The sequence below is a fragment of the Streptomyces sp. NPDC048516 genome, assembly GCF_043199875.1.
Classification (GTDB): domain Bacteria; phylum Actinomycetota; class Actinomycetes; order Streptomycetales; family Streptomycetaceae; genus Streptomyces.
The window spans coordinates 87,384-105,505 of the sequence record NZ_JBICWS010000012.1; the positions used below are offsets into that span (position 1 = coordinate 87,384).

An 18,122-nucleotide genomic window follows, 5' to 3' on the forward strand; every position below is an offset into this window, starting at 1 on the left:
AGCAGCAGCCGCGGCGGCAACGGCCAAACAGTCAGCTGCAAGGGAAAGGTAATGCCTCCTGATTCGGACGCCTTCTCATTGCCGCACCACTCCCTGCCATCGTGTAATCAGTGGCGCAGGTCTCACCACCCCCGAATGGGGGGAAGCGGAGGTATCGGCGTGCAGCGCGAGTCGGTGGCGGGCGATCCGGTGGACGTACGGGCGGCGCTGTCGCGGCTACGGCGGGCGAGCGGGCTGCCGGTGGCGTTCGGCGGTCTGCTGACCGGTACGGGGCGCTATCGCATCAATGAGCTGGCCGGTACCGAGACCGCGGTGCTGCACGGCCTGGACATCCTGCAGGGCAACGGGCTGGGCGGGAAGGCCGCGGCGCTGTGCCGGCCGCTCGCGGTGACCGACTACAGCGCCTCGTCGGTGATCAGCCATGAGTACGACGCGGCGGTGGCCGCGGAGGGGCTGCGGTCGGTGCTCGCGGTGCCGGTGATCGTCCGGCGCCGGGTGCGCGGGGTGCTGTACGGGGCGCTGCGCCGGCCGGTGCGGCTCGGCGACCGGACGCTGTCGGCGGCCGTGGAGGCGGCACGGGAGCTGGAGCAGGCTCTGGTGCTCCAGGACGAGGCGGCGCGGCTGCTGTCGCTGGCCCGGCAGCCGACCGCCGCCGATCCGGCGATGTCGGAGGAGGTGCGGGAGGCGCACGGCGAGCTGCGGGCGCTGGCGCAGCGCATCGCCGATCCGCTGCTGCGGCAGGAGATGCTGGCGGCGTGCGGCCGGCTCGCGAAGGCCTCGTCGAAGCGGCCCGAGGCGGACGACGGTGCGGGACCGGCGCTGTCGCCGCGCGAGGTGGACGTCCTGGCCTGTGTGGCGTCGGGGGCGACGAATGTGGTGGTGGCGGAGCGGCTGGGGCTGCGCCCGGAGACGGTCAAGAGTTATCTCCGGTCCGGTATGCGGAAGTTGGGGGCGCACACCCGGCTGCAGGCGGTGATCGCGGCGCGGCGGGCCGGGGCGCTCCCTTAGGGGCCGTACGGGGCGCGGGCCGGCCCTCCCCCGTGAAGGCCGGCCCGCTGCGCGTCGGGTACCCGTCGGCTACTTGTCGGCGGTCAGCTTCCCCGCCGCGCCCCAGCTGTCGGTGGGGACTTCCTGGATCCAGACCTGCACGGTCTCGGCGGGGATCCGGTACGCGTCCACGAACGCGTCGGTGATCTGGCGGACCAGCTCCCGCTTCAGCTCGACGCTGCGCGGGCCCTGCTGGACGGTGACGATCGGCATGCCGTAACTCCCTTGTCGAATACGGTCGTTGAGAGGCCGGAACGCAGGGACTCCCCCGTGTTCCGCGGCCGGGCTCCCGGGTTCTCCGCGGGTTCGCGGCGGTTGACCGGCGTGTCCTCAGTCCATCGCCAACGGGCCGTGCGACCAAGAAGCGGATCGCGCACGCAGCGATCACCGATCGCGATCGGATCCCGCGCCGTCGTCCGTCACCGCGCAGGCCCGCAGCAGCTGCGCCAGCCCGGCGGGCGGGTCGGTACGGCGCACCGCGAGCGAGGTGGTGAGCTCCATGCCCGGGGTGCGGAACGGCAGGAAGGCGACCCTGGGGGTGCTCAGCCGGGCGGCGTGCGAGGCGTAGACGACGGTCCACAGCCCGTCGCTCGCACCGGCGGCGCCGATCGCCGTCAGGGTGTCGTCCAGCGAGCCGTAGGCCGGCCCCGGGACGGGGGTGAAGCCGGCGCCGTGACAGGCGTCGACAACCAGATCGACCAGGGCGCGGTTGTTGCGGCGCGCGGTCAGCACCAGCGGGACGGGGGCGAGTGCGGCGAGCGCGACGGTGCCCGGTGAGTCGGCCAGCGGGTGGCGCGCCGGGACGACCGCCACCAGCGGGTCCTGCCACAGCGGCACGAAGCGCAGGCCGTCCCGCTCCGCGTCGTGCGGCTCACCGCGGAGGAAGGCGGCATCCAGTTGGCCGGAGGCCACCCCGCCGAGCCGTTCCCTGGCCGGCACGGCCACCAGCTCCACCCGGATCTCCGGGGCGAGCCCTGCCAGCGTCTCCAGCACGCGGTCCAGATGGGCGCCCAGGCCGGTACTCGTTCCCACGCGCAGGGTGGCGGCGCGACCGGCGGTCAGCTCGGCGACGACGGCACGGGCGCGCTGCTCGGCGGCGAGCAGCGCCCGCGCCTCCGGAAGGAACCGCTCGCCGACGGCGGTCAGCCGCACCTGGCGCGCCGACCGGTCGAACAGCTCGGTCTGCAACTCCCGCTCCAGCCTCCTGATCTGCTGGCTCACCGCCGACTGCACGATGTGCAGCTTCTCCGCGGCCCGCCCGAAATGCAGCTCCTGCGCGACCGTGACGAAGTACCGCACCTGCCGCAGCTCCACGTCTCCCCCTTTCCGGCCCGGCTCTCCCCGAGCGGGCCCGGCCGCGTCCGCCCGTTCCGGCACTCCCCCGGGGATCGGTGCCGTCGCCGGCCCATTCCTTCGCCGGCCCATTCCGTCGCCGGTCAATTCCGTTGCCGTCCGGCCCTCGGCCCCGACATCATCCCCCCATGATCGACGCCACCGCACTCTCCGAGAAACCGGTGCTCACGGGCGACCGGATCCGTCTCACGCCGCTGTCGATACGGCATGCGGCCGCCTTCCACGCCTCCGCCGTCGACCCCGAGACCCGTCGGCTGACCGGCACCCACCATGACTTCACGCCGGCGGAGCTGCAGGCGTGGTGCGCAGGCCGGGCCGGCTGTCCGGACCGCCTGGACCTCGCCGTCGAGGACCGGGAATCCGGCGCGTTCCTGGGCGAACTCGCGCTGAACGACATCGATGCACCGAACGCCCGGGGAAGCTTCCGGATCGCCCTGGTCCCGGGCGCCACCGGCCGCGGCATCGGCAGCGAGGCCATCCGGCTGCTGCTGGACTACGCCTTCGACCGGGTGGGCCTGCACCGCGTCCAGCTGGAGGTCTACGACTACAACCCGCGCGCCCGGCGGACCTACGAGAAGTGCGGCTTCGAGGTGGAGGGCCGGATGCGGGAGGCGCTGTTCTGGGACGGCGCGTGGCACGACGTGTTCGTGATGGCCGCGCTGCGGACGCGGCGGGCCGAGGGCACGAACTGAGGGCGCGCACCGAGGGGCACCAGCTGAGGCGCGAGCGCGGGCAGCCCCGGGGCCGGCCCGCCCGCGCGCCCTTCGCTCAGTGGTTCTCCCCGGTGAAGGGCAGCCACTCGGTCTCCAGGGCGGCGTCCAGGCGGCGGACCGCGCCCGGGGTGTGCTCGGTGGCCAGGCCGGCGTGAAGGAAGTGCCGCAGCGGGGTGCACCCGAGGTAGCAGGACCCCAGCTCCCGTACGTCCAGCGCGATATCAGGCGCTTTTGCGGTGGGTTCCCAGGTGGCGCCGCCGCCGGGCCCGGCGGTCAGCCGGAAGCGGCCCGCGTTGGCCGGCAGGGCGGTGTCACGCAGGTCGACGACGAGGTCGACGGGGGCCGCCCAGGAGCGGGCGGTCAGCGCGGCGCGGACGTCCACCAGCCGGAGCCACAGGCTGTTTTCCTGACCGGTGACACGGACCTGGTCGCGGTCGGCGGCCAGGTACAGGAGCGGGTCGTCGGCGGGGCGCCCCTGGACCTCCACGGTCGAGGTGAGGTCGATCGAGACGAGGTAGGACCACAGGGCGGCGGCGGCCGGTCCGGATTCCGCTTCGAGCTCGCCGACCCGGACCGCGCCGGAGCGGCCCTTGCCCGCACCGCGGGTGCGGTAGACCGCATAGCCGCCGGGCTCCTCGCCGGGCGCGCCGAGCACCACGACGCGCGCCGCTCCGAACCCCTCCTGGCCGGCGTTGTTACTGGCGCCCTTGAGGTCCAGCGCCCCGGCGCGCCACCAGTTCCGGTCGCGGGTGAAGCGGCCGGCGCGCTGCGGCAGGGTCGCGTCGTAGCGCGGGGCGAGTACCGCGGGCGCCTCGGCGGGGTCGATCAGCCGCAGCGGGCGGCCGTCCGGGGCGAGGCGCAGCGCCAGCGGGCGGGAGGCGTCGATCTCGATGCCGTACACCTCGGTGGCGGCGCCGAAGCCGTAGCGGCCGTAGATGGCGCTCTCGGACGGCCACAGGCAGGCCACCGGCCGTCCGTCGGCGGCGCAGCGGCGCCAGAGCGCGTCCATCATCGAGGTGAGGATGCCGCGGCGCCGGTGCGTGGGCAGCACGGTGACGAAGTCCACTGCCGCGCAGGGGAGTTGACCGCCCGGAACGGAGAGGGTGCGGCGATGCGCCCCGGCCATTCCGGCCAGTTGTCCGCCGTCGTACGCGCCGATCCGGAGGCCGTCCCGCAGCAGATCCCGGTGGAAGTTCCGGGTCCTGTCACCGGGCTTCAGGTGGAAGACGGAGTAGCACAGGTCCAGGGCCGGGTCGAGATCGGCTTCGGCGAGGTCCCGGATGTCCGTGGTGGCGTGAGCGGCGGCGTCAGTGGTCACCGGGGGAACGCTAACGCGCTGCGCCAGGACCGTCATCCGGTTAAGTGCCGCGGCGGCGGCACCTCACCTCTCGCGGCGGAGACAGCGGGCCCTTCACGGCCCCACCCCACCACCGGAGGGCGCCGCGCACGGCGGCGCCCTCCGCAGGCCGCCGGGCCCCACGCCCTCAGGCCACCGACCCGATCCGCCCCACCGGACGGGCCGTGTCGTGGTGGATGGGGGTGTGCGCGCCGGTCAGCGGTACGCCGGTGCCGCCGCGGCGGTTGGCGACGATCTCGGCGGCGATGGACAGCGCGGTCTCCTCGGGGGTGCGGGCGCCGAGGTCGAGGCCGATGGGTGAGCGCAGCCGGTTGAGTTCGAGTTCGGTCAGGCCGGTGTCGCGCAGCCGCTGCAGGCGGTCCAGGTGGGTGCGGCGGGAGCCCATCGCGCCGACGTAGGCGACCGGGAGCTTGAGCGCCCGCTCCAGCAGCGGTACGTCGAACTTGGCGTCGTGGGTCAGCACGCACAGCACCGTGCGGGGGTCGAGGTCCTGGGAGTCCAGGTAGCGGTGCGGCCAGTCGACGACGATCTCGTCGGCGTCCGGGAAGCGGGTGCGGGTGGCGAAGACGGGGCGGGCGTCGCAGACCGTGACGTGGTAGTTGAGGAACTTGCCGACCTTGACCAGTGCGGCGGCGAAGTCGATGGCACCGAAGACGATCATGCGGGGCGCGGGGACGGAGGATTCGACGAGGAGGAGGACGGGTCGGCCGCACTGCTCCCCGCTCGGCTGCCCCGCGCCTTCGCGCTGCTCCCCGCTCGGCTGCCCCGCGCCTTCGCCCCGGGCGCCGTCCTCGGGTGCCGGGCCCGCCCCGATCTCGATGGTCGTGGTGCGCCCGGCGTCCAGCAGGGCGCGGGTGAGGGCGAGCGCGGTGCGGTCGAGGGCGGGGTGGCCGCCGAGGGTGCCGGTGTGGCTGCCGTCGGGGCGGACCAGCAGGGCACGGCCCCGGATTTCGGCGGGGCCGTCGATGATCCGGGCGAGGGCCGCCGCCTCCCCCGTGGCGGCGGCGGCCAGCCCCGCGGCGAGCGTGTGGGCGGTGCCGTCCGCCGGCTCCCCCGGCGCGTGACCGTGACCGTCCACCGGCTCCCCCGGCGCATGGCCGCCGGCCGGCTCCCCAGCGGCGTGGCCGCCCGCGGGGCGCCGGACGCCCGTCCGTACCGGCTGGACGAGGATGTCGATGACTCCGCCGCAGGTCAGACCCACGGCGAAGGCATCCTCGTCGCTGTAGCCGAAGCGCTCCAGGACCGGCTCGCCGGTCTGCAGCGCCTCCTGGCACAGTTCGTACACCGCCCCCTCCACGCATCCGCCGGAGACCGACCCGATCGCCGTGCCGTCACTGTCGACGGCCAGGGCGGCTCCGGGCCGGCGGGGCGCGCTGCCGTGCGTGGCCACCACGGTGGCCACCGCGAAGTCGCGTCCCTGCTTGACCCACCGGTGCAGCTCTTCGGCGATGTCCAGCATGTCGGTCTCCTTACGGACGGGGGGAAAGGGCGGGCGGTTACTTGACGCCCAGCCACTGCTCGATCGGATGGAGCGAGAAGTAGAGGACGAAGATCGCGGTCAGCACCCACATGAAGCCGCCGACCTCGCGCCATTTGCCCTGTGCCGCCTTAATGGCAACGTAGGCGATGACGCCCGCGCCCACACCTGCGGTGATGCTGTAGGTGAACGGCATCAGGACCACGGTCAGGAAGACCGGGATGGACACCGAGCGGTCGCGCCAGTCCACATGGCCGGCGGCGCTCATCATCATCGAGCCGATGACGACGAGGGCGGCCGAGGCGACCTGGGCCGGTACGAGCTGGGTGACCGGGGTGAAGAACAGGCAGGCCGCGAAGAGCAGGCCGGTGACCACGGACGACAGGCCGGTGCGGGCTCCCTCGCCGACACCGCTCGCCGATTCGATGAACACCGTCTGGCCGGAGGCTCCGGCCACCCCGCCGATCGCCCCGCCCGCGCCGTCCACGAACAGCGCCTTGGACAGGCCCGGCATCCGGCCCTTGTCATCGGCCAGCTCGGCCTCGGTGCCGACGCCGATGATGGTGGCCATGGCGTCGAAGAAGCCGGCCAGCACCAGGGTGAAGACGATCATCCCGACGCTGAGCGCGCCGATCGAGCCCCAGCCGCCGAATTCGACATGGCCGAAGAGCCCGAAGTCGGGCATCGCGACCGCGCCGCCGCTCAGCTCCGGCGGCGTACCGCCCCAGTCCTTGGCCGTGAGGCCGCCGATCCTGGTCACGGCGATGGACAGCACACTGCCGGCCACGATGCCGATGAGGATCGCGCCGGACACCTTGCGGGCCTGCAGCATGAAGATCAGCAGCAGGGTGACGCAGAAGAACAGCACCGGCCAGCCGGACAGCTGCCCGGTCAGGCCGAGGGTGACGGGGCCGCCCTCGCCCTTGCCCACGAAACCGGCCTTCACCAGCCCCAGCAGGGCGACGAACATACCGATGCCCATGGTGATGGCGTGCTTGAGCGCCAGCGGGATGGCGTTCATGATCATCTCGCGGAGGCCGGTGACCACCAGGAGGCAGATCACCACGCCGTAGACCACACACATGCCCATGGCCTGCGGCCAGGTCATGTGCGGGACGACCTGCGCGGTCAGTGCGGCGGAGACGTTCAGGCCGGCCGCCAGGGCCAGCGGTACCTTGCCGATGAAGCCCATCAGCAGCGTGGAGAGGGCCGCGGCCAGCGCGGTCGCGGTGACCACGCCCGCATGCGCGAGGGTGTTCTTCTCCACGTCCGGGGTCGACAGGATCAGCGGGTTGAGCAGGAGGATGTAGCACATCGCCATGAAGGTGGTGATGCCGCCGCGCACCTCTTGCGCAAGCGTCGATCCTCTGTCGGAGATGTGGAAGTACCGGTCGAGCCAGGACCGGCCGGCGGGCTGGCGCGAGCCGGCGCCCGCGTCTTCCGCCGTGGTCCTCGGCTCGGTGGACTGCTGGGTCATGGTGCCTTACTCCCAAGGTTCACAGGGGCACTCGCAGCGAAGCGCGAGATTTGGGATGGATTCCGGCTGCACGACCCGGGGGACGGCCCGAGACGAACGGGGGGTACTGGCTCCGCCGGAGCGGAGCAGCGACTGCGTGGTGCGAGGGGGGAGGACTCCGGGCGGTGAGCGGCGGAGGACGGACAGGGACCCCCCTGACACCCACCGCCCGGAGACCGGTGTCCGGGGGATCATCCCCGGACGGCTCTCTATGTGCCGGTGAGGTGTTCGGGCCGCACCGGCGTCTTGTTGAGCTCCAGCCCGGTCGCGTTCCGGATCGCCGCGAGGACGGCCGGGGTGGACGACAGGGTGGGGGCCTCGCCGATGCCGCGCAGCCCGTACGGGGCGTGCTCGTCGGCGAGTTCGAGCACATCGACCGGGATGGTCGGGGTGTCGAGAATCGTGGGGATGAGGTAGTCCGTGAAGGAGGGGTTGCGCACCTTCGCGGTCTTGGGGTCGACGATGATCTCCTCCATGACCGCCACGCCCAGCCCCTGGGTCGTCCCGCCCTGGATCTGGCCGACCACGGACAGCGGGTTGAGCGCCTTGCCGACGTCCTGGGCGCAGGCCAGCTCGATGACCTTGACCAGGCCGAGTTCGGTGTCCACCTCGACGACCGCGCGGTGGGCCGCGAAGGAGTACTGGACGTGGCCGTTGCCCTGGCCGGTGTGCAGGTCGAAGGGCTCGGTCGGGCGGTGCCGCCACTCCAGCTCCAGGTCGACCGCCTCGTCCTCCAGGACGTCCGCCAGGTTGGCGAGGACCTCGCCGCCGTCGGTGACGACCTTGCCGCCCTCCAGCAGGAGTTCGGCGGTCGCCCACGCCGGGTGGTACGTGCCGAACTTGCGCCGGCCGATGTCGAGGACCTGCTCGCGGACGTGCTCACAGGTGTTCTTGACCGCGCCGCCGGTGACATAGGTCTGGCGGGAGGCGGACGTCGATCCCGCCGAGCCGACCCGGGTGTCGGCCGGCTGGATGGTGACCTGCTGGACCCCCAGCTCCGTACGGGCGATCTGGGCATGGACGGTGACACCGCCCTGGCCGACCTCCGCCATCGCGGTGTGGACGGTGGCGACCGGCACCCCGCCGACGACCTCCATCCGCACCCGGGCGGTGGAGTAGTCGTCGAAGCCCTCGGAGAAGCCGACGTTCTTGATGCCGACGGCAAAGCCGATACCGCGGACCACACCCTCGCCGTGGGTGGTGTTGGACAGCCCGCCGGGCAGCGCACGGACATCGGCACCCGCCCCGGCCGTCAGCCACTGCTGCTCCGGTGGGAGCGGCATCGCCTTGACGCGGCGCAGGAGTTCGGCGACCGGGGCCGGGGAGTCGACGGGCTGGCCCGTGGGCATGATCGTGCCCTGTTCCATGGCGTTGAGCTGACGGAACTCGACCGGGTCCATGCCCAGCTTCTTGGCGACCTTGTCCATCTGCGCCTCGTAGGCGAAGCAGGCCTGGACGGCGCCGAAGCCGCGCATCGCCCCGCAGGGCGGGTTGTTGGAGTACAGCGCGATGGCCTCGATGTCGACGTCGTCGACCACGTACGGGCCGACGGCGAGCGAAGAGGCGTTGCCGACCACGGCCGGGGAGGCGGAGGCATAGGCGCCGCCGTCCAGCACGATGCGGCACTTGAGGTGGGTGAGCTTGCCGTCCTTGGTGGCGCCGTGTTCGTACCAGAGCTTCGCCGGGTGCCGGTGGACGTGTCCGAAGAAGGACTCGAACCGGTTGTAGACGATCTTGACGGGCTTGCCGGTGCGCAGCGCCAGGAGGCAGGCGTGGATCTGCATCGACAGGTCCTCGCGACCGCCGAACGCGCCGCCGACGCCGGAGAGCGTCATCCGCACCTTCTCCGGGGGCAGGCCGAGGACGGGGGCGATCTGGCGCAGGTCGGAGTGCAGCCACTGGGTGGCGACGTACAGATCGACGCCGCCGTCCTCGCCGGGCACCGCGAGGCCGGACTCCGGGCCGAGGAACGCCTGGTCCTGCATGCCGAAGACGTACTCGCCGGAGACGATGACATCGGCCTTCTTGGCGGCCTCGTCGGCGTTGCCGCGGATGATCGGCTGGCGGTGGACGATGTTCGGGTGCGGGACATGGCCCACGTGGTGGTCGTCGCGGTTCTCGTGGACCAGCGGGGCGCCCTCGGCGGTGGCGGAGGCCTCGTCGGTGACGACCGGGAGCTCGGCGTAGTCGATCTTGATCTTGGCGGCGGCGCGGCGCGCGGTCTCCGGATGGTCGGCGGCGACCAGCGCGACCGGCTCCCCGTGGTGGCGTACCTTGCCGTGCGCGAGAACCGGCGTGTCCTGGATCTCCAGGCCGTAGTTCTTCACGTCGGTGGGCAGGTCGTCGTAGGTCAGGACGGCGTAGACACCGGAGGTCGCCAGCGCCTCGGACGTGTCGATCGACCTGATCTCGGCGTGCGCGGTGGTGGAGCGCAGGGTGTAGCCCCACAGCATGTCCTCGTGCCACATGTCCGAGGAGTAGGCGAACTCGCCGGTCACCTTGAGGGTGCCGTCGGGCCGCAGCGTGGACTCACCGATGCCGGCCTTGGCCTGGCCGCCCTGGGTGAGGTTCGTGGGCGTACGGCCCGGAGCCGTAGCGAGGCGGGTCTCCTTACCTGCCATGGCGATCAGGCCCCCTGTCCGGCGGTCCGGTGCTCGCCGCGGGCGGCCGCCAGCCGGACCGCGTCGAGGATCTTCTCGTAGCCCGTGCAGCGGCACAGGTTGCCCGACAGCGCCTCACGGATGTCGGCGTCCGACGGGGAGTCGTGGCGCTCCAGCAGCTCATCGGCGGCGACCAGCAGACCCGGCGTGCAAAAGCCGCACTGGACCGCGCCGGCGTCGATGAACGCCTGCTGGATCGGGGAGAGTCCGGCTCCCTCGCCGGCCTGCGAATCCGCCGGACGGGCCTGCCACTGCTGGGCCTGGTCGATGCTCGTTCCGCAGGCGCCGGAAGCACAGCCGCCGCTCTCGGCGCGCTGCCTGGCGAAGTCCGCCAGGCCCTCGACGGTCACCACGTCGCGGCCCTCGACCTGGCCTGCGGCGACCAGGCAGGAGCACACCGGCACACCGTCCAGACGGACCGTGCAGGACCCGCATTCGCCCTGCTCACAGGCGTTCTTGGAGCCCGGCAGGCCCATCCGCTCACGGAGGACGTACAGCAGGCTCTCGCCTTCCCAGACGTCGTCGGCCTCCTGCTGGCGGCCGTTGACGGTGAATGTCACGCGCACTGTGCGCTCCTCTCCTTGCCCCGGTAGGACTCCCAGGTCCAGCCGAGGGTGCGGCGCGCCATGATGCCGACCGCATGTCTGCGGTACTTGGCGCTGCCGCGCACATCGTCGATCGGGTTGCAGGCGCCGGAGGCGAGCTGGGCGAACTGCTTGGCGAGGGAGGGCGGGAGGGGCCCGCCCGACTCCCAGAAGCCACCCTCCTCCAGCGCCGCGGCGAGGAAGTCCTCGGCCTCACGGGCCCGTACGGGGGTGGGTGCGGCGGAGCCGATGCCGGTGCGCACCGTGCGGGTCTCGGGGTGCAGCGCGATACCGAAGGCGCAGACCGCGATCACCATGGCGTTGCGGGTGCCGACCTTGGAGAACTGCTGCGGGCCGTCCGCCTTGGGCAGATGCACCGAACGGATCAGCTCGTCCGGCTCCATGGCGTTGCGCTTCACGCCGGTGAAGAAGTCGTCGATCGGGATCATCCGGCGGCCGCGCACGGATTCCACCTCGACCTCGCAGCCGGCCGCGAGCAGCGCGGGGTGCGCGTCGCCCGCCGGGGAGGCGGTGCCGAGGTTGCCGCCGACGCCGCCGCGGTTGCGGATCTGCGGGGAGGCCACCGTGTGCGAGGCCAGGGCCAGGCCCGGGAGTTCGGCCCGCAGGTTCTCCATGATCTGCGTGTACGGGACGGAGGCACCCAGGCGTACGGTCTTCTCGCCGACCTCCCACTCGCTCAGGTCACCGATGCGGTTCAGGTCGAGCAGGTACTCGGGGCGGCGGTGGTCGAAGTTGATCTCGACCATCACGTCCGTGCCGCCCGCGATGGGCACAGCGGTAGGGTGCTCGGCCTTGGCGGCGAGCGCCTCCTCCCAGCTGGCGGGGCGAAGGAAGTCCATCGTTGGCCTCTTCTACGAATTCTACGAAATCGGGTCGTTCGCTACTCATGGTGAGGACGCTGCGCCGGCATCGCCACGGAGTCGTTCATTCATGTCTTGTTCATGAAGATGGGTTCAGTGAACGCGCCCGGGTCCCGCCCGGTGCAGTCACCGAAACCATGAAGCGGTTGGCTGGCCACACCACATGTCTTGTAGATTCGAACGAAAGACGAGGCTCGGAAACCTCGCGGCATTCCACCGGCAACACCAGACAGCAAAGAACGGCGGGCGAGGTCATGCGGCTCCGCGCACTCCTGGACACCCACACCCTTGGCCTTCGGCTGCTCGGGGGCGAGGAAGAGCTGGACCGCACGGTACGCGGCGTGATGACCACCGACCTGCGCGACCCCAGCCGCTACCTCTCCGGTGGCGAACTGGTGCTGACGGGTCTGGCGTGGCGCCGCGAACCGGAGGACTCCGAACGGTTCGTGCGCATCCTGGCCACCGCGGGGGTCGCCGGGCTCGCGGCGGGCGAGGCGGAGCTGGGCTCGGTCCCCGACGACCTCGTCCAGGCCTGCCTCCGCCACCGGCTGCCGCTGTTCTCCGTCGTCGAGGACGTCTCGTTCGCCTCCATCACCGAGCATGTGGTCCGCCAGGTCTCCAGCGAACGGGCAGGCGATCTGGCAGCCGTGGTGGACCGCCACCGGCGGCTGATGACCTCGGGCCCCACGGGCGGCGGTCCCGAGGTGGTCCTGGACCTGCTCGGCTCCGACCTGGACCTGCGGGCCTGGGTGCTCTCCCCCACGGGCCGGCAGATCGCGGGCTCCACGCTGGCGGACTCCGGGCCCGAACTCTCCGGCGAACTGGCCGCCCGGCTCGCGGGCGAACATCTGGCGGCGGCCCGTTCGGGCCGCCGGGGCCCGCACCGCGTCACGATCGAGGGGGGCGCCGCGACGGGGGCCGCTGCGGACGAGGTCCAGGGGAAGCCCGGTGAGGGCCGGCGTCCTGGCGACGGGCCGGCGAGCTCCACCTTCTCCCTCTTCCCGATCCGCCACGAGGGCCGTGATCTGCGCCGGACGCTGCTGAGCGACTGGCTGCTGGCCGTCGAGGCGGACGCCGGAGACTGGTCCGAAGAGCGCCTTGACCTGCTGCACGGGGTCACCCAGCTGATCGTCGTGGAACGCGACCGGCGCGATGCCGCCCGTACGGTGCGCCGCCGGCTCGCCCAGGAGGTCCTGGAACTCGTCCAGACGGGCGCACCGCCCGCCGAGATCGCGGCCCGGCTGCGGGTGGCGGCCCCGGTGCTGCTGCCCGGGCTGGGCACGGCACCGCACTGGCAGATCGTGGTGGCCAGGGTCGAGTGGGAGGACGGCGATGTCCCCGGCGGCCCGGTGGCGCAGAGCTTGCTGGAGGAAATGCTGGTCGATCCCGGCACGTTCGGCCCCGAGCCCTCCGACCGCATCGCGGTGGCACACACCGGCGACGAGGCGGTGGCGCTGGTGCCGCTGCCCGTCCCGGACGAGCCCGGTGCCCCCTCGGCGGCCGGTCTGCACGCCGGTGAGCTGCTGTCCGTCGTCCGGCAGCCGCTCGGCCGCGGCCTGGCGGACGACGGGCGGCTGACGGTCGGGGTGAGCGCCGCGGTCCACTCCGCGGAGGGGCTGCGCGGCGCCCTGGAGGAGGCCCGGCACGCCCGCAGGGTCGCCGCGGCCCGCCCGGGCCGGGTCTGCGCCGCCGGGCACGAGGAGCTGGCCTCGCACGTCCTGCTGCTGCCCTTCGTGCCGGACGACGTCCGGCGGGCCTTCACCGCCCGCCTCCTGGACCCGCTGCGCGACTACGACCGCAAGCACCGCGCCGAGCTGATCCCCACCCTGGAGGCGTTCTTGGACTGCGACGGCTCCTGGACCCGCTGCGCCAGCCGCCTCCATCTGCACGTCAACACCCTCCGCTACCGGGTGGGCCGCATCGAGCAGCTGACCGGCCGCGATCTGGCCCGCCTGGAGGACAAGCTCGACTTCTTCCTGGCGCTGCGGATGAGCTGAGGGCGCGGTCCGGCGTCACGGTGCCGGCTCGCGTCACGGCGCCGGCTCGCGTCACGGCGCCGGCTCGCGTCACGGCGTCCCTCGTCACGGCGCCGCGGAGCGACTGCCCGCGCCCCCGGTCTGATCGGGCCCCGCCGGTTCGGCCGGCGGGGCCCGATTACGCCATTCGGGGTAACTCGATCGGGCGTCATCGCGGGGCACGTCGTGGTGCCCCGGGCCCGCCGCACGGTGCGGCGATGTGCCCGATCAGGGCCGCGCCCGCGGTCCGGACCGGCCGCCCGGGGATTGTGAATTCATTCACCCACCCCCTTGGCCGGGCGGCGGAATCCGTGCTGAGATTCGCCCACTGCTTCACTTCCAGCTCAATGGCGCGCTCGGGGAGGGCAATGTGGCGGATACCGCCATGTCGGAATCCGCGGATTCCGCGGACCCGGTGAGTTCTGCGGACCCGGTCGGTTCCACGGTTCCGGTCGGTGCTGCGAACCCGGAAGGTCCTGCGGATCCGGTCAGTTCTGCGAACCCGGTCAGTTCTGCGGATCCGGTCGGTTCCACGGTGGTGGTACCCCTCGCGGTACCGGCACCGGCATCCGCACCGGAATCAGGATCACTCGGCACGGTCGTGGGGGACAGCCCCCTGGACCGTGCCGTTTGGCGTCTGCGCTCCCGCGGCTGCTGGGACGATGCGGCCGCCCTGCTGGAGGTGCACTCCGTCCGGCACGCGCCGTCCGCGCTGCGCCGCGCCGCGCTGCTGGTCGAACGGTGCATGTTCACGGCCGCCGGCTGGCCCGAGGCCGAGGACGCGCTGCGCGCCGCCGAGGCGCTGGCGGGCGACGACGACGAACGGGGCGGCGCGGCCTGCGAACGCGGCCATCTCGCGTACGCCGCCACGGTCCTGGGCGTCCGCGACCGCGCCGACGAGGCCCGCTCGGCACTCGGCCGGGCCGCCGCGCTGCTGGCGCCCACCGCGGCCGGCCGGCCGCTGCTGGACTTCCGCCGCGGGCTGATGGCCGAGCACGTCGCCGACAGCCCGGACGCGGCGCGGGCCGCCTACCGCCGTGCGCACGCCGGTGCCACCGCGCACGGCGACACCCTGCTGCTGTCCTTCACCTGGCGCCACCTGGCCGGGCTCGCGCTGCGCGACGGCGAGTTGGCGGAGGCCCGGCACGGTTTCGCCGAGTCGCTGCGGATCCGCGAGGAGCTGGGCTTTCTGGTCGGCACGGCGCCGGCCCTCGTGGCGCTGGCCGATGCCGCCCCGGACGCCGACGCGGCCCGGCTGCGCGCCGAGGCGGCCCGGCTCTTCCGCCTGATGGGCGGCGTTCCCACGTGGCTCGCCGACCATCTGTCCACCGGCGTCACGGCGACCTAGCCGTATCGCCCCGGCGGAGGTCCGCCGCGCTCACGGACGGCGGCCGGCCCTCCACTCTCCGTGGAGGGGCGGCCGCCGTCGTTCGCTGCCGTCCTCCCTGCTCGATCCGCCGCCCGTGCCGCACTCGTTCCGTCGCCGTCAACCCCTCAACACCAGCCATGCCAGATCCTTCGACGATTGGCCGGATCCAGGCGGTCCCCATGGTGGATCGGCCGGGCTGCGGTGGTTGCGGCACCGGCCCGTCGTCAACGCGACGGGCGAACCCTGAGGTGGGACTATGAGCCGAAGGCCCGGGGCAGGGATGTCTCACGACGCCCCACAGGCCCCGAGAATGGCCGCAAGTCGCACTGTGAGGCGGCAGCGGGGTATGGATGCTGGTCCGGGACCAGCCGGCCCCACCCACTGGCACAGCCTTTCAGGAGGCCACATGACAGCAGGAGTGACCAACACGACCGCTGCGAGCGACTGGGGCAAGGCAGATTTCGAGGCGATCTACAACTGCCCGGATCCTCGTCGGTACTTCACCACACTCAACCCCCTCGACTACCAGATTCCGCACCACGGCCAAGCGGTGTTCCGTGCCGTGGCCGAGACCCTGCAGCGGCACCGCAGCGACCGCCCGCCGCTGAACGTCGTCGACCTCTGCTGCTCGTACGGGGTCAACGCCGCACTGCTCAACCACCAGCTCTCCCTCGCCGACCTCTACGGCCGCTACGCGGTCAACGGCAAGGCGCTGCCGTCCACCGCCCAACTCCTGGAAGAGGACCGCACGTTCTTCGCCACCCGGCGGCGCACCGAACCCCTCCGGGTGACCGGCATCGACGCGGCGGACCGCGCGGTCGGCTACGCCCGGGCGGTCGGTCTGCTCGACCACGGTTTCGCGGAGAACCTGGAAGTCGAGGACCCGAGCCCGGAATTGCGGAAGGTGCTGGCCGACACCGACCTGATCACCGTCACCGGCGGCGTCGGCTATATCTCCGCCCGTACCTTCGCCCGCCTCTTCGACTGCGTGTCCTCACCGCCCTGGGTGGCCGCCTTCGTGCTGCGTGAGGTGTCCTACCGGCCGATCTCCGCCCTGCTGGCCCGGGCCGGCCTGGTGACGGAGAGGCTCACCACCCGTACGTTCCGTCAACGGCGCTTCGCCGACGGCAACGAGCGGCAGGCGGCGTTCGAGGCGCTGGCCGCCCGCGACCTGTCCACCGCGAACAAGGAAGCCGACGGCTTCTACCACGCCGATCTCTACCTCTCCCGGCCCGCCGCCGACGTCGCGGCGCTGCCACTGGAGGAGTTGCTGCCCGGCTAGCCGCGCGGGCGATGCCCGGCCGGTCCGCCGACGGACTCGCTCAGTGCGGGTGGCGCGCCACCGACACATGCTCGCGGGCGATCCGCTCGGCCACCGCGTACTCCTGGGCGACCAGGGCGTCGAGCAGCGCCGTGTGCTCGGAGGCGTCGGCCAGCAGCTCGGCCGTACGTCTCCGGGGGCCGCCGGCCGGCGGCCACTGGGCACGGCGGAGCAGATCACCGGTGACCTCGGCGAGCCTGCGGTTGCCGGTGAGCGACATCAGGGCGTCGTGGAAGGCATGGTCGGCCTCGGCGTAGCCGACCCGGTCACCGCGGGCGGCGGCCGCGACGCCCGCATCGGCGAGCGGGCGCAGCTCCTCCCAGCGCTCGGGGGGCAGCGCCCGCGCCAGCCGGACGACCGCGGGCACCTCCAGCATCGCCCGGACCTCGGCCAGCTCGGCGAGGTCACGGGGGCTGCGCTCGGCGACCCGGAAGCCGCGGTTGGGCACGACCTCGACGGCGCCTTCCCCCGCGAGCTGCTGCATGGCCTCCCGGACCGGGGTCGCGGAGACGCCGTAGCGCTCGGCGAGCGCGGGCGCGGAGTAGACCCCGCCCGGGGCCAGCTCCCCGCCGACCAGCGCATGGCGCAGCGCGGCCAGCACCTGGCCGCGGACGGAGTGCCGCCGGGGCACGGCGGGGCCGGCCTGCGCGGGCACCCACGCCCCGGCGCACGGCTCCTGTTCCGCTGTGCCCTGCTCCATGACGGTTCCTCCTGACGTTTCCAGCACCATAGGCGGCGCGCGCCCCAGTTCAAATCCGGGGAACTGTCCGGAAGTCGCCGGGAAGCCGTGCGGGCCGCCAGGACTGGCGCTCAGCGGACACGGGTAAGCCTTCAGGTAAGGTAAGCCTTACCTGTTGACGATCGCGATTCGGTGGTCTCCCGCATGACTCGTGCCCCCGCCGCCCCGTCTGCCGCCCACCCCGTCGCCGAGGCCTACGCCCGGCTCTCCGCGGTCTTCCCCGGCCTGCGGGTGACCCTGTGGGACGCGGCCCCGCCCAGCGGCGACGGCTGGGTGTGCGCGGCCGGGCTCGCGGCCGGCGGCGAGAGCCTGGACGCCTTCCTCGCCTGGGACGACGCGCAGATCATGCGGGATTACGGACGGCGCGCCCGGCCGGACGTCATCGCGAGCTTCGCCCTGCACCGCTACGCCTGGCCCGCCTGCCTGCTGATCACCGTCCCCTGGTTCCTGCACCGCCGGGTTCCGCGGCTGCCCGTGCAGGACGTCTCCTTCCAGCGCGAGCTGGGCAGGATGGCGGTGCGGGTCAGCACCTTCAACTGCCTCCCGGACGACCCCGCCGCGGCGCTGCCCGGCGCCCGGGTCGTACCGGACGAGGAGGCCCTGCGGGCGGAGGTACGGGTGGCGGTGGCCCAGCATCTGCGGCCCGTACTGGAGGGCTTCCGCACCCGGATGCGGCGCGGGCCGCGGGCGCTGTGGGGCATGGCGTCCGACGAGATCGCGGAGGGCCTGTGGTACCTGGGGCATCTGCTGGGCGAGGAGCCGCGCGCGGTGGCCGAGCTGGAGTTGCTGCTGCCGGGCGCCACCGCTCCGTACGTGGGCGGTGCGGGATTCCGCGAACTGACCGGGCCACGCGGCGAGTCGCTGGCGACCCGGGACCGTGCCAGCTGCTGCATGTTCTACACACTGCGCCCCGAGGACACCTGCGTCACCTGCCCGCGCACCGGGGACGAGGAGCGCATCAGGCGCCTCACGGCGGCCACTTGACCGCTGCGCCACCCCGATGCCGACACCCCGACGCCGACGGCGCGGCGCGGGCCGGGGGCACTGCCGGACAGGGCCTCCTCCCGTCCGGGCGGCGGGGCGGCGGGGC

General features: G+C 73.0%; 15 protein-coding genes. 6 read left to right on the forward strand and 9 right to left on the reverse strand.

Translation table 11 applies throughout. The features are described 5' to 3' along the window. Positions 1-135: 135 nt before the first annotated feature. Complete coding sequence (locus tag ACGFR7_RS23740; protein ID WP_393322601.1) at positions 136-1,008, forward strand: response regulator transcription factor; 873 nt, start codon at positions 136-138, stop codon at positions 1,006-1,008. A gap of 69 nt (positions 1,009-1,077) precedes the next feature. On the opposite strand, the gene dmpI is transcribed toward ACGFR7_RS23740, so the two are convergent. Together dmpI and ACGFR7_RS23750 are read right to left on the reverse strand one after the other, a co-directional pair. After that, the gene (dmpI, locus tag ACGFR7_RS23745) at positions 1,078-1,260 is read right to left on the reverse strand and encodes a 4-oxalocrotonate tautomerase DmpI (RefSeq protein ID WP_393322604.1); all 183 of its coding nucleotides are present in this window, start codon (positions 1,258-1,260) and stop codon (positions 1,078-1,080) included. 171 nt (positions 1,261-1,431) lie between these two features. Further along, positions 1,432-2,361, reverse strand: a complete 930-nt coding sequence (locus ACGFR7_RS23750) for a LysR substrate-binding domain-containing protein (RefSeq protein ID WP_393322607.1) — start codon at positions 2,359-2,361, stop codon at positions 1,432-1,434. A gap of 167 nt (positions 2,362-2,528) precedes the next feature. Here ACGFR7_RS23750 and ACGFR7_RS23755 point away from each other — a divergent pair, with 167 nt between their 5' ends. Next, positions 2,529-3,092, forward strand: coding sequence for a GNAT family N-acetyltransferase (locus ACGFR7_RS23755; protein ID WP_393322610.1), 564 nt, complete (start codon positions 2,529-2,531; stop codon positions 3,090-3,092). A 76-nt stretch (positions 3,093-3,168) separates the two neighbouring features. Here ACGFR7_RS23755 and ACGFR7_RS23760 read toward each other — a convergent pair whose 3' ends face one another. From ACGFR7_RS23760 to ACGFR7_RS23785, 6 genes are all read right to left on the reverse strand, one after another. Next, positions 3,169-4,431 (reverse strand): GNAT family N-acetyltransferase, encoded by a 1,263-nt coding sequence (locus ACGFR7_RS23760; protein ID WP_393322613.1) that lies wholly within the window; start codon positions 4,429-4,431, stop codon positions 3,169-3,171. A 166-nt stretch (positions 4,432-4,597) separates the two neighbouring features. Continuing rightward, positions 4,598-5,929, reverse strand: a complete 1,332-nt coding sequence (locus ACGFR7_RS23765; RefSeq protein ID WP_393322616.1) for an XdhC family protein — start codon at positions 5,927-5,929, stop codon at positions 4,598-4,600. A 37-nt stretch (positions 5,930-5,966) separates the two neighbouring features. Beyond that, positions 5,967-7,424, reverse strand: a complete 1,458-nt coding sequence (locus ACGFR7_RS23770) for an NCS2 family permease (protein ID WP_393322619.1) — start codon at positions 7,422-7,424, stop codon at positions 5,967-5,969. A gap of 248 nt (positions 7,425-7,672) precedes the next feature. Continuing rightward, positions 7,673-10,084 (reverse strand): xanthine dehydrogenase family protein molybdopterin-binding subunit, encoded by a 2,412-nt coding sequence (locus ACGFR7_RS23775; RefSeq protein ID WP_393322622.1) that lies wholly within the window; start codon positions 10,082-10,084, stop codon positions 7,673-7,675. Positions 10,085-10,089: 5 nt separating this feature from the next. Further along, the gene (locus ACGFR7_RS23780) at positions 10,090-10,689 is read right to left on the reverse strand and encodes a (2Fe-2S)-binding protein (RefSeq protein ID WP_393322625.1); all 600 of its coding nucleotides are present in this window, start codon (positions 10,687-10,689) and stop codon (positions 10,090-10,092) included. Further along, positions 10,680-11,567: an FAD binding domain-containing protein gene (locus ACGFR7_RS23785; protein WP_393322628.1), complete on the reverse strand. Its 888-nt coding sequence runs from the start codon at positions 11,565-11,567 to the stop codon at positions 10,680-10,682. The genes ACGFR7_RS23780 and ACGFR7_RS23785 overlap by 10 nt, the downstream gene beginning before the upstream one ends. 275 nt (positions 11,568-11,842) lie before the next feature. On the opposite strand from ACGFR7_RS23785, the gene ACGFR7_RS23790 reads away from it, so the two are divergent. The 3 genes from ACGFR7_RS23790 to ACGFR7_RS23800 all read left to right on the forward strand — a co-directional run bounded on the left by ACGFR7_RS23790 (position 11,843) and on the right by ACGFR7_RS23800 (position 16,254). Further along, positions 11,843-13,585 carry a PucR family transcriptional regulator gene (locus ACGFR7_RS23790; RefSeq protein ID WP_393322631.1) on the forward strand — a complete coding sequence of 581 codons (1,743 nt, stop codon included), beginning with the start codon at positions 11,843-11,845 and terminating at the stop codon, positions 13,583-13,585. A gap of 619 nt (positions 13,586-14,204) precedes the next feature. Continuing rightward, positions 14,205-14,951 (forward strand): hypothetical protein, encoded by a 747-nt coding sequence (locus ACGFR7_RS23795; RefSeq protein ID WP_393322634.1) that lies wholly within the window; start codon positions 14,205-14,207, stop codon positions 14,949-14,951. A 427-nt stretch (positions 14,952-15,378) separates the two neighbouring features. Further along, entirely contained in the window at positions 15,379-16,254 is an 876-nt protein-coding gene (locus ACGFR7_RS23800; protein ID WP_393322637.1) for a hypothetical protein, read from the forward strand. A gap of 40 nt (positions 16,255-16,294) precedes the next feature. On the opposite strand, the gene ACGFR7_RS23805 is transcribed toward ACGFR7_RS23800, so the two are convergent. Further along, positions 16,295-16,993: a GntR family transcriptional regulator gene (locus ACGFR7_RS23805; RefSeq protein ID WP_393322640.1), complete on the reverse strand. Its 699-nt coding sequence runs from the start codon at positions 16,991-16,993 to the stop codon at positions 16,295-16,297. 183 nt (positions 16,994-17,176) lie between these two features. Between ACGFR7_RS23805 and ACGFR7_RS23810 the strand changes: the two genes are divergently transcribed. Continuing rightward, on the forward strand, positions 17,177-18,016 hold the full coding sequence (locus ACGFR7_RS23810; protein WP_393322643.1) for a (2Fe-2S)-binding protein: 840 nt from the start codon (positions 17,177-17,179) through the stop codon (positions 18,014-18,016). The last annotated feature ends 106 nt before the right edge of the window (positions 18,017-18,122 follow it).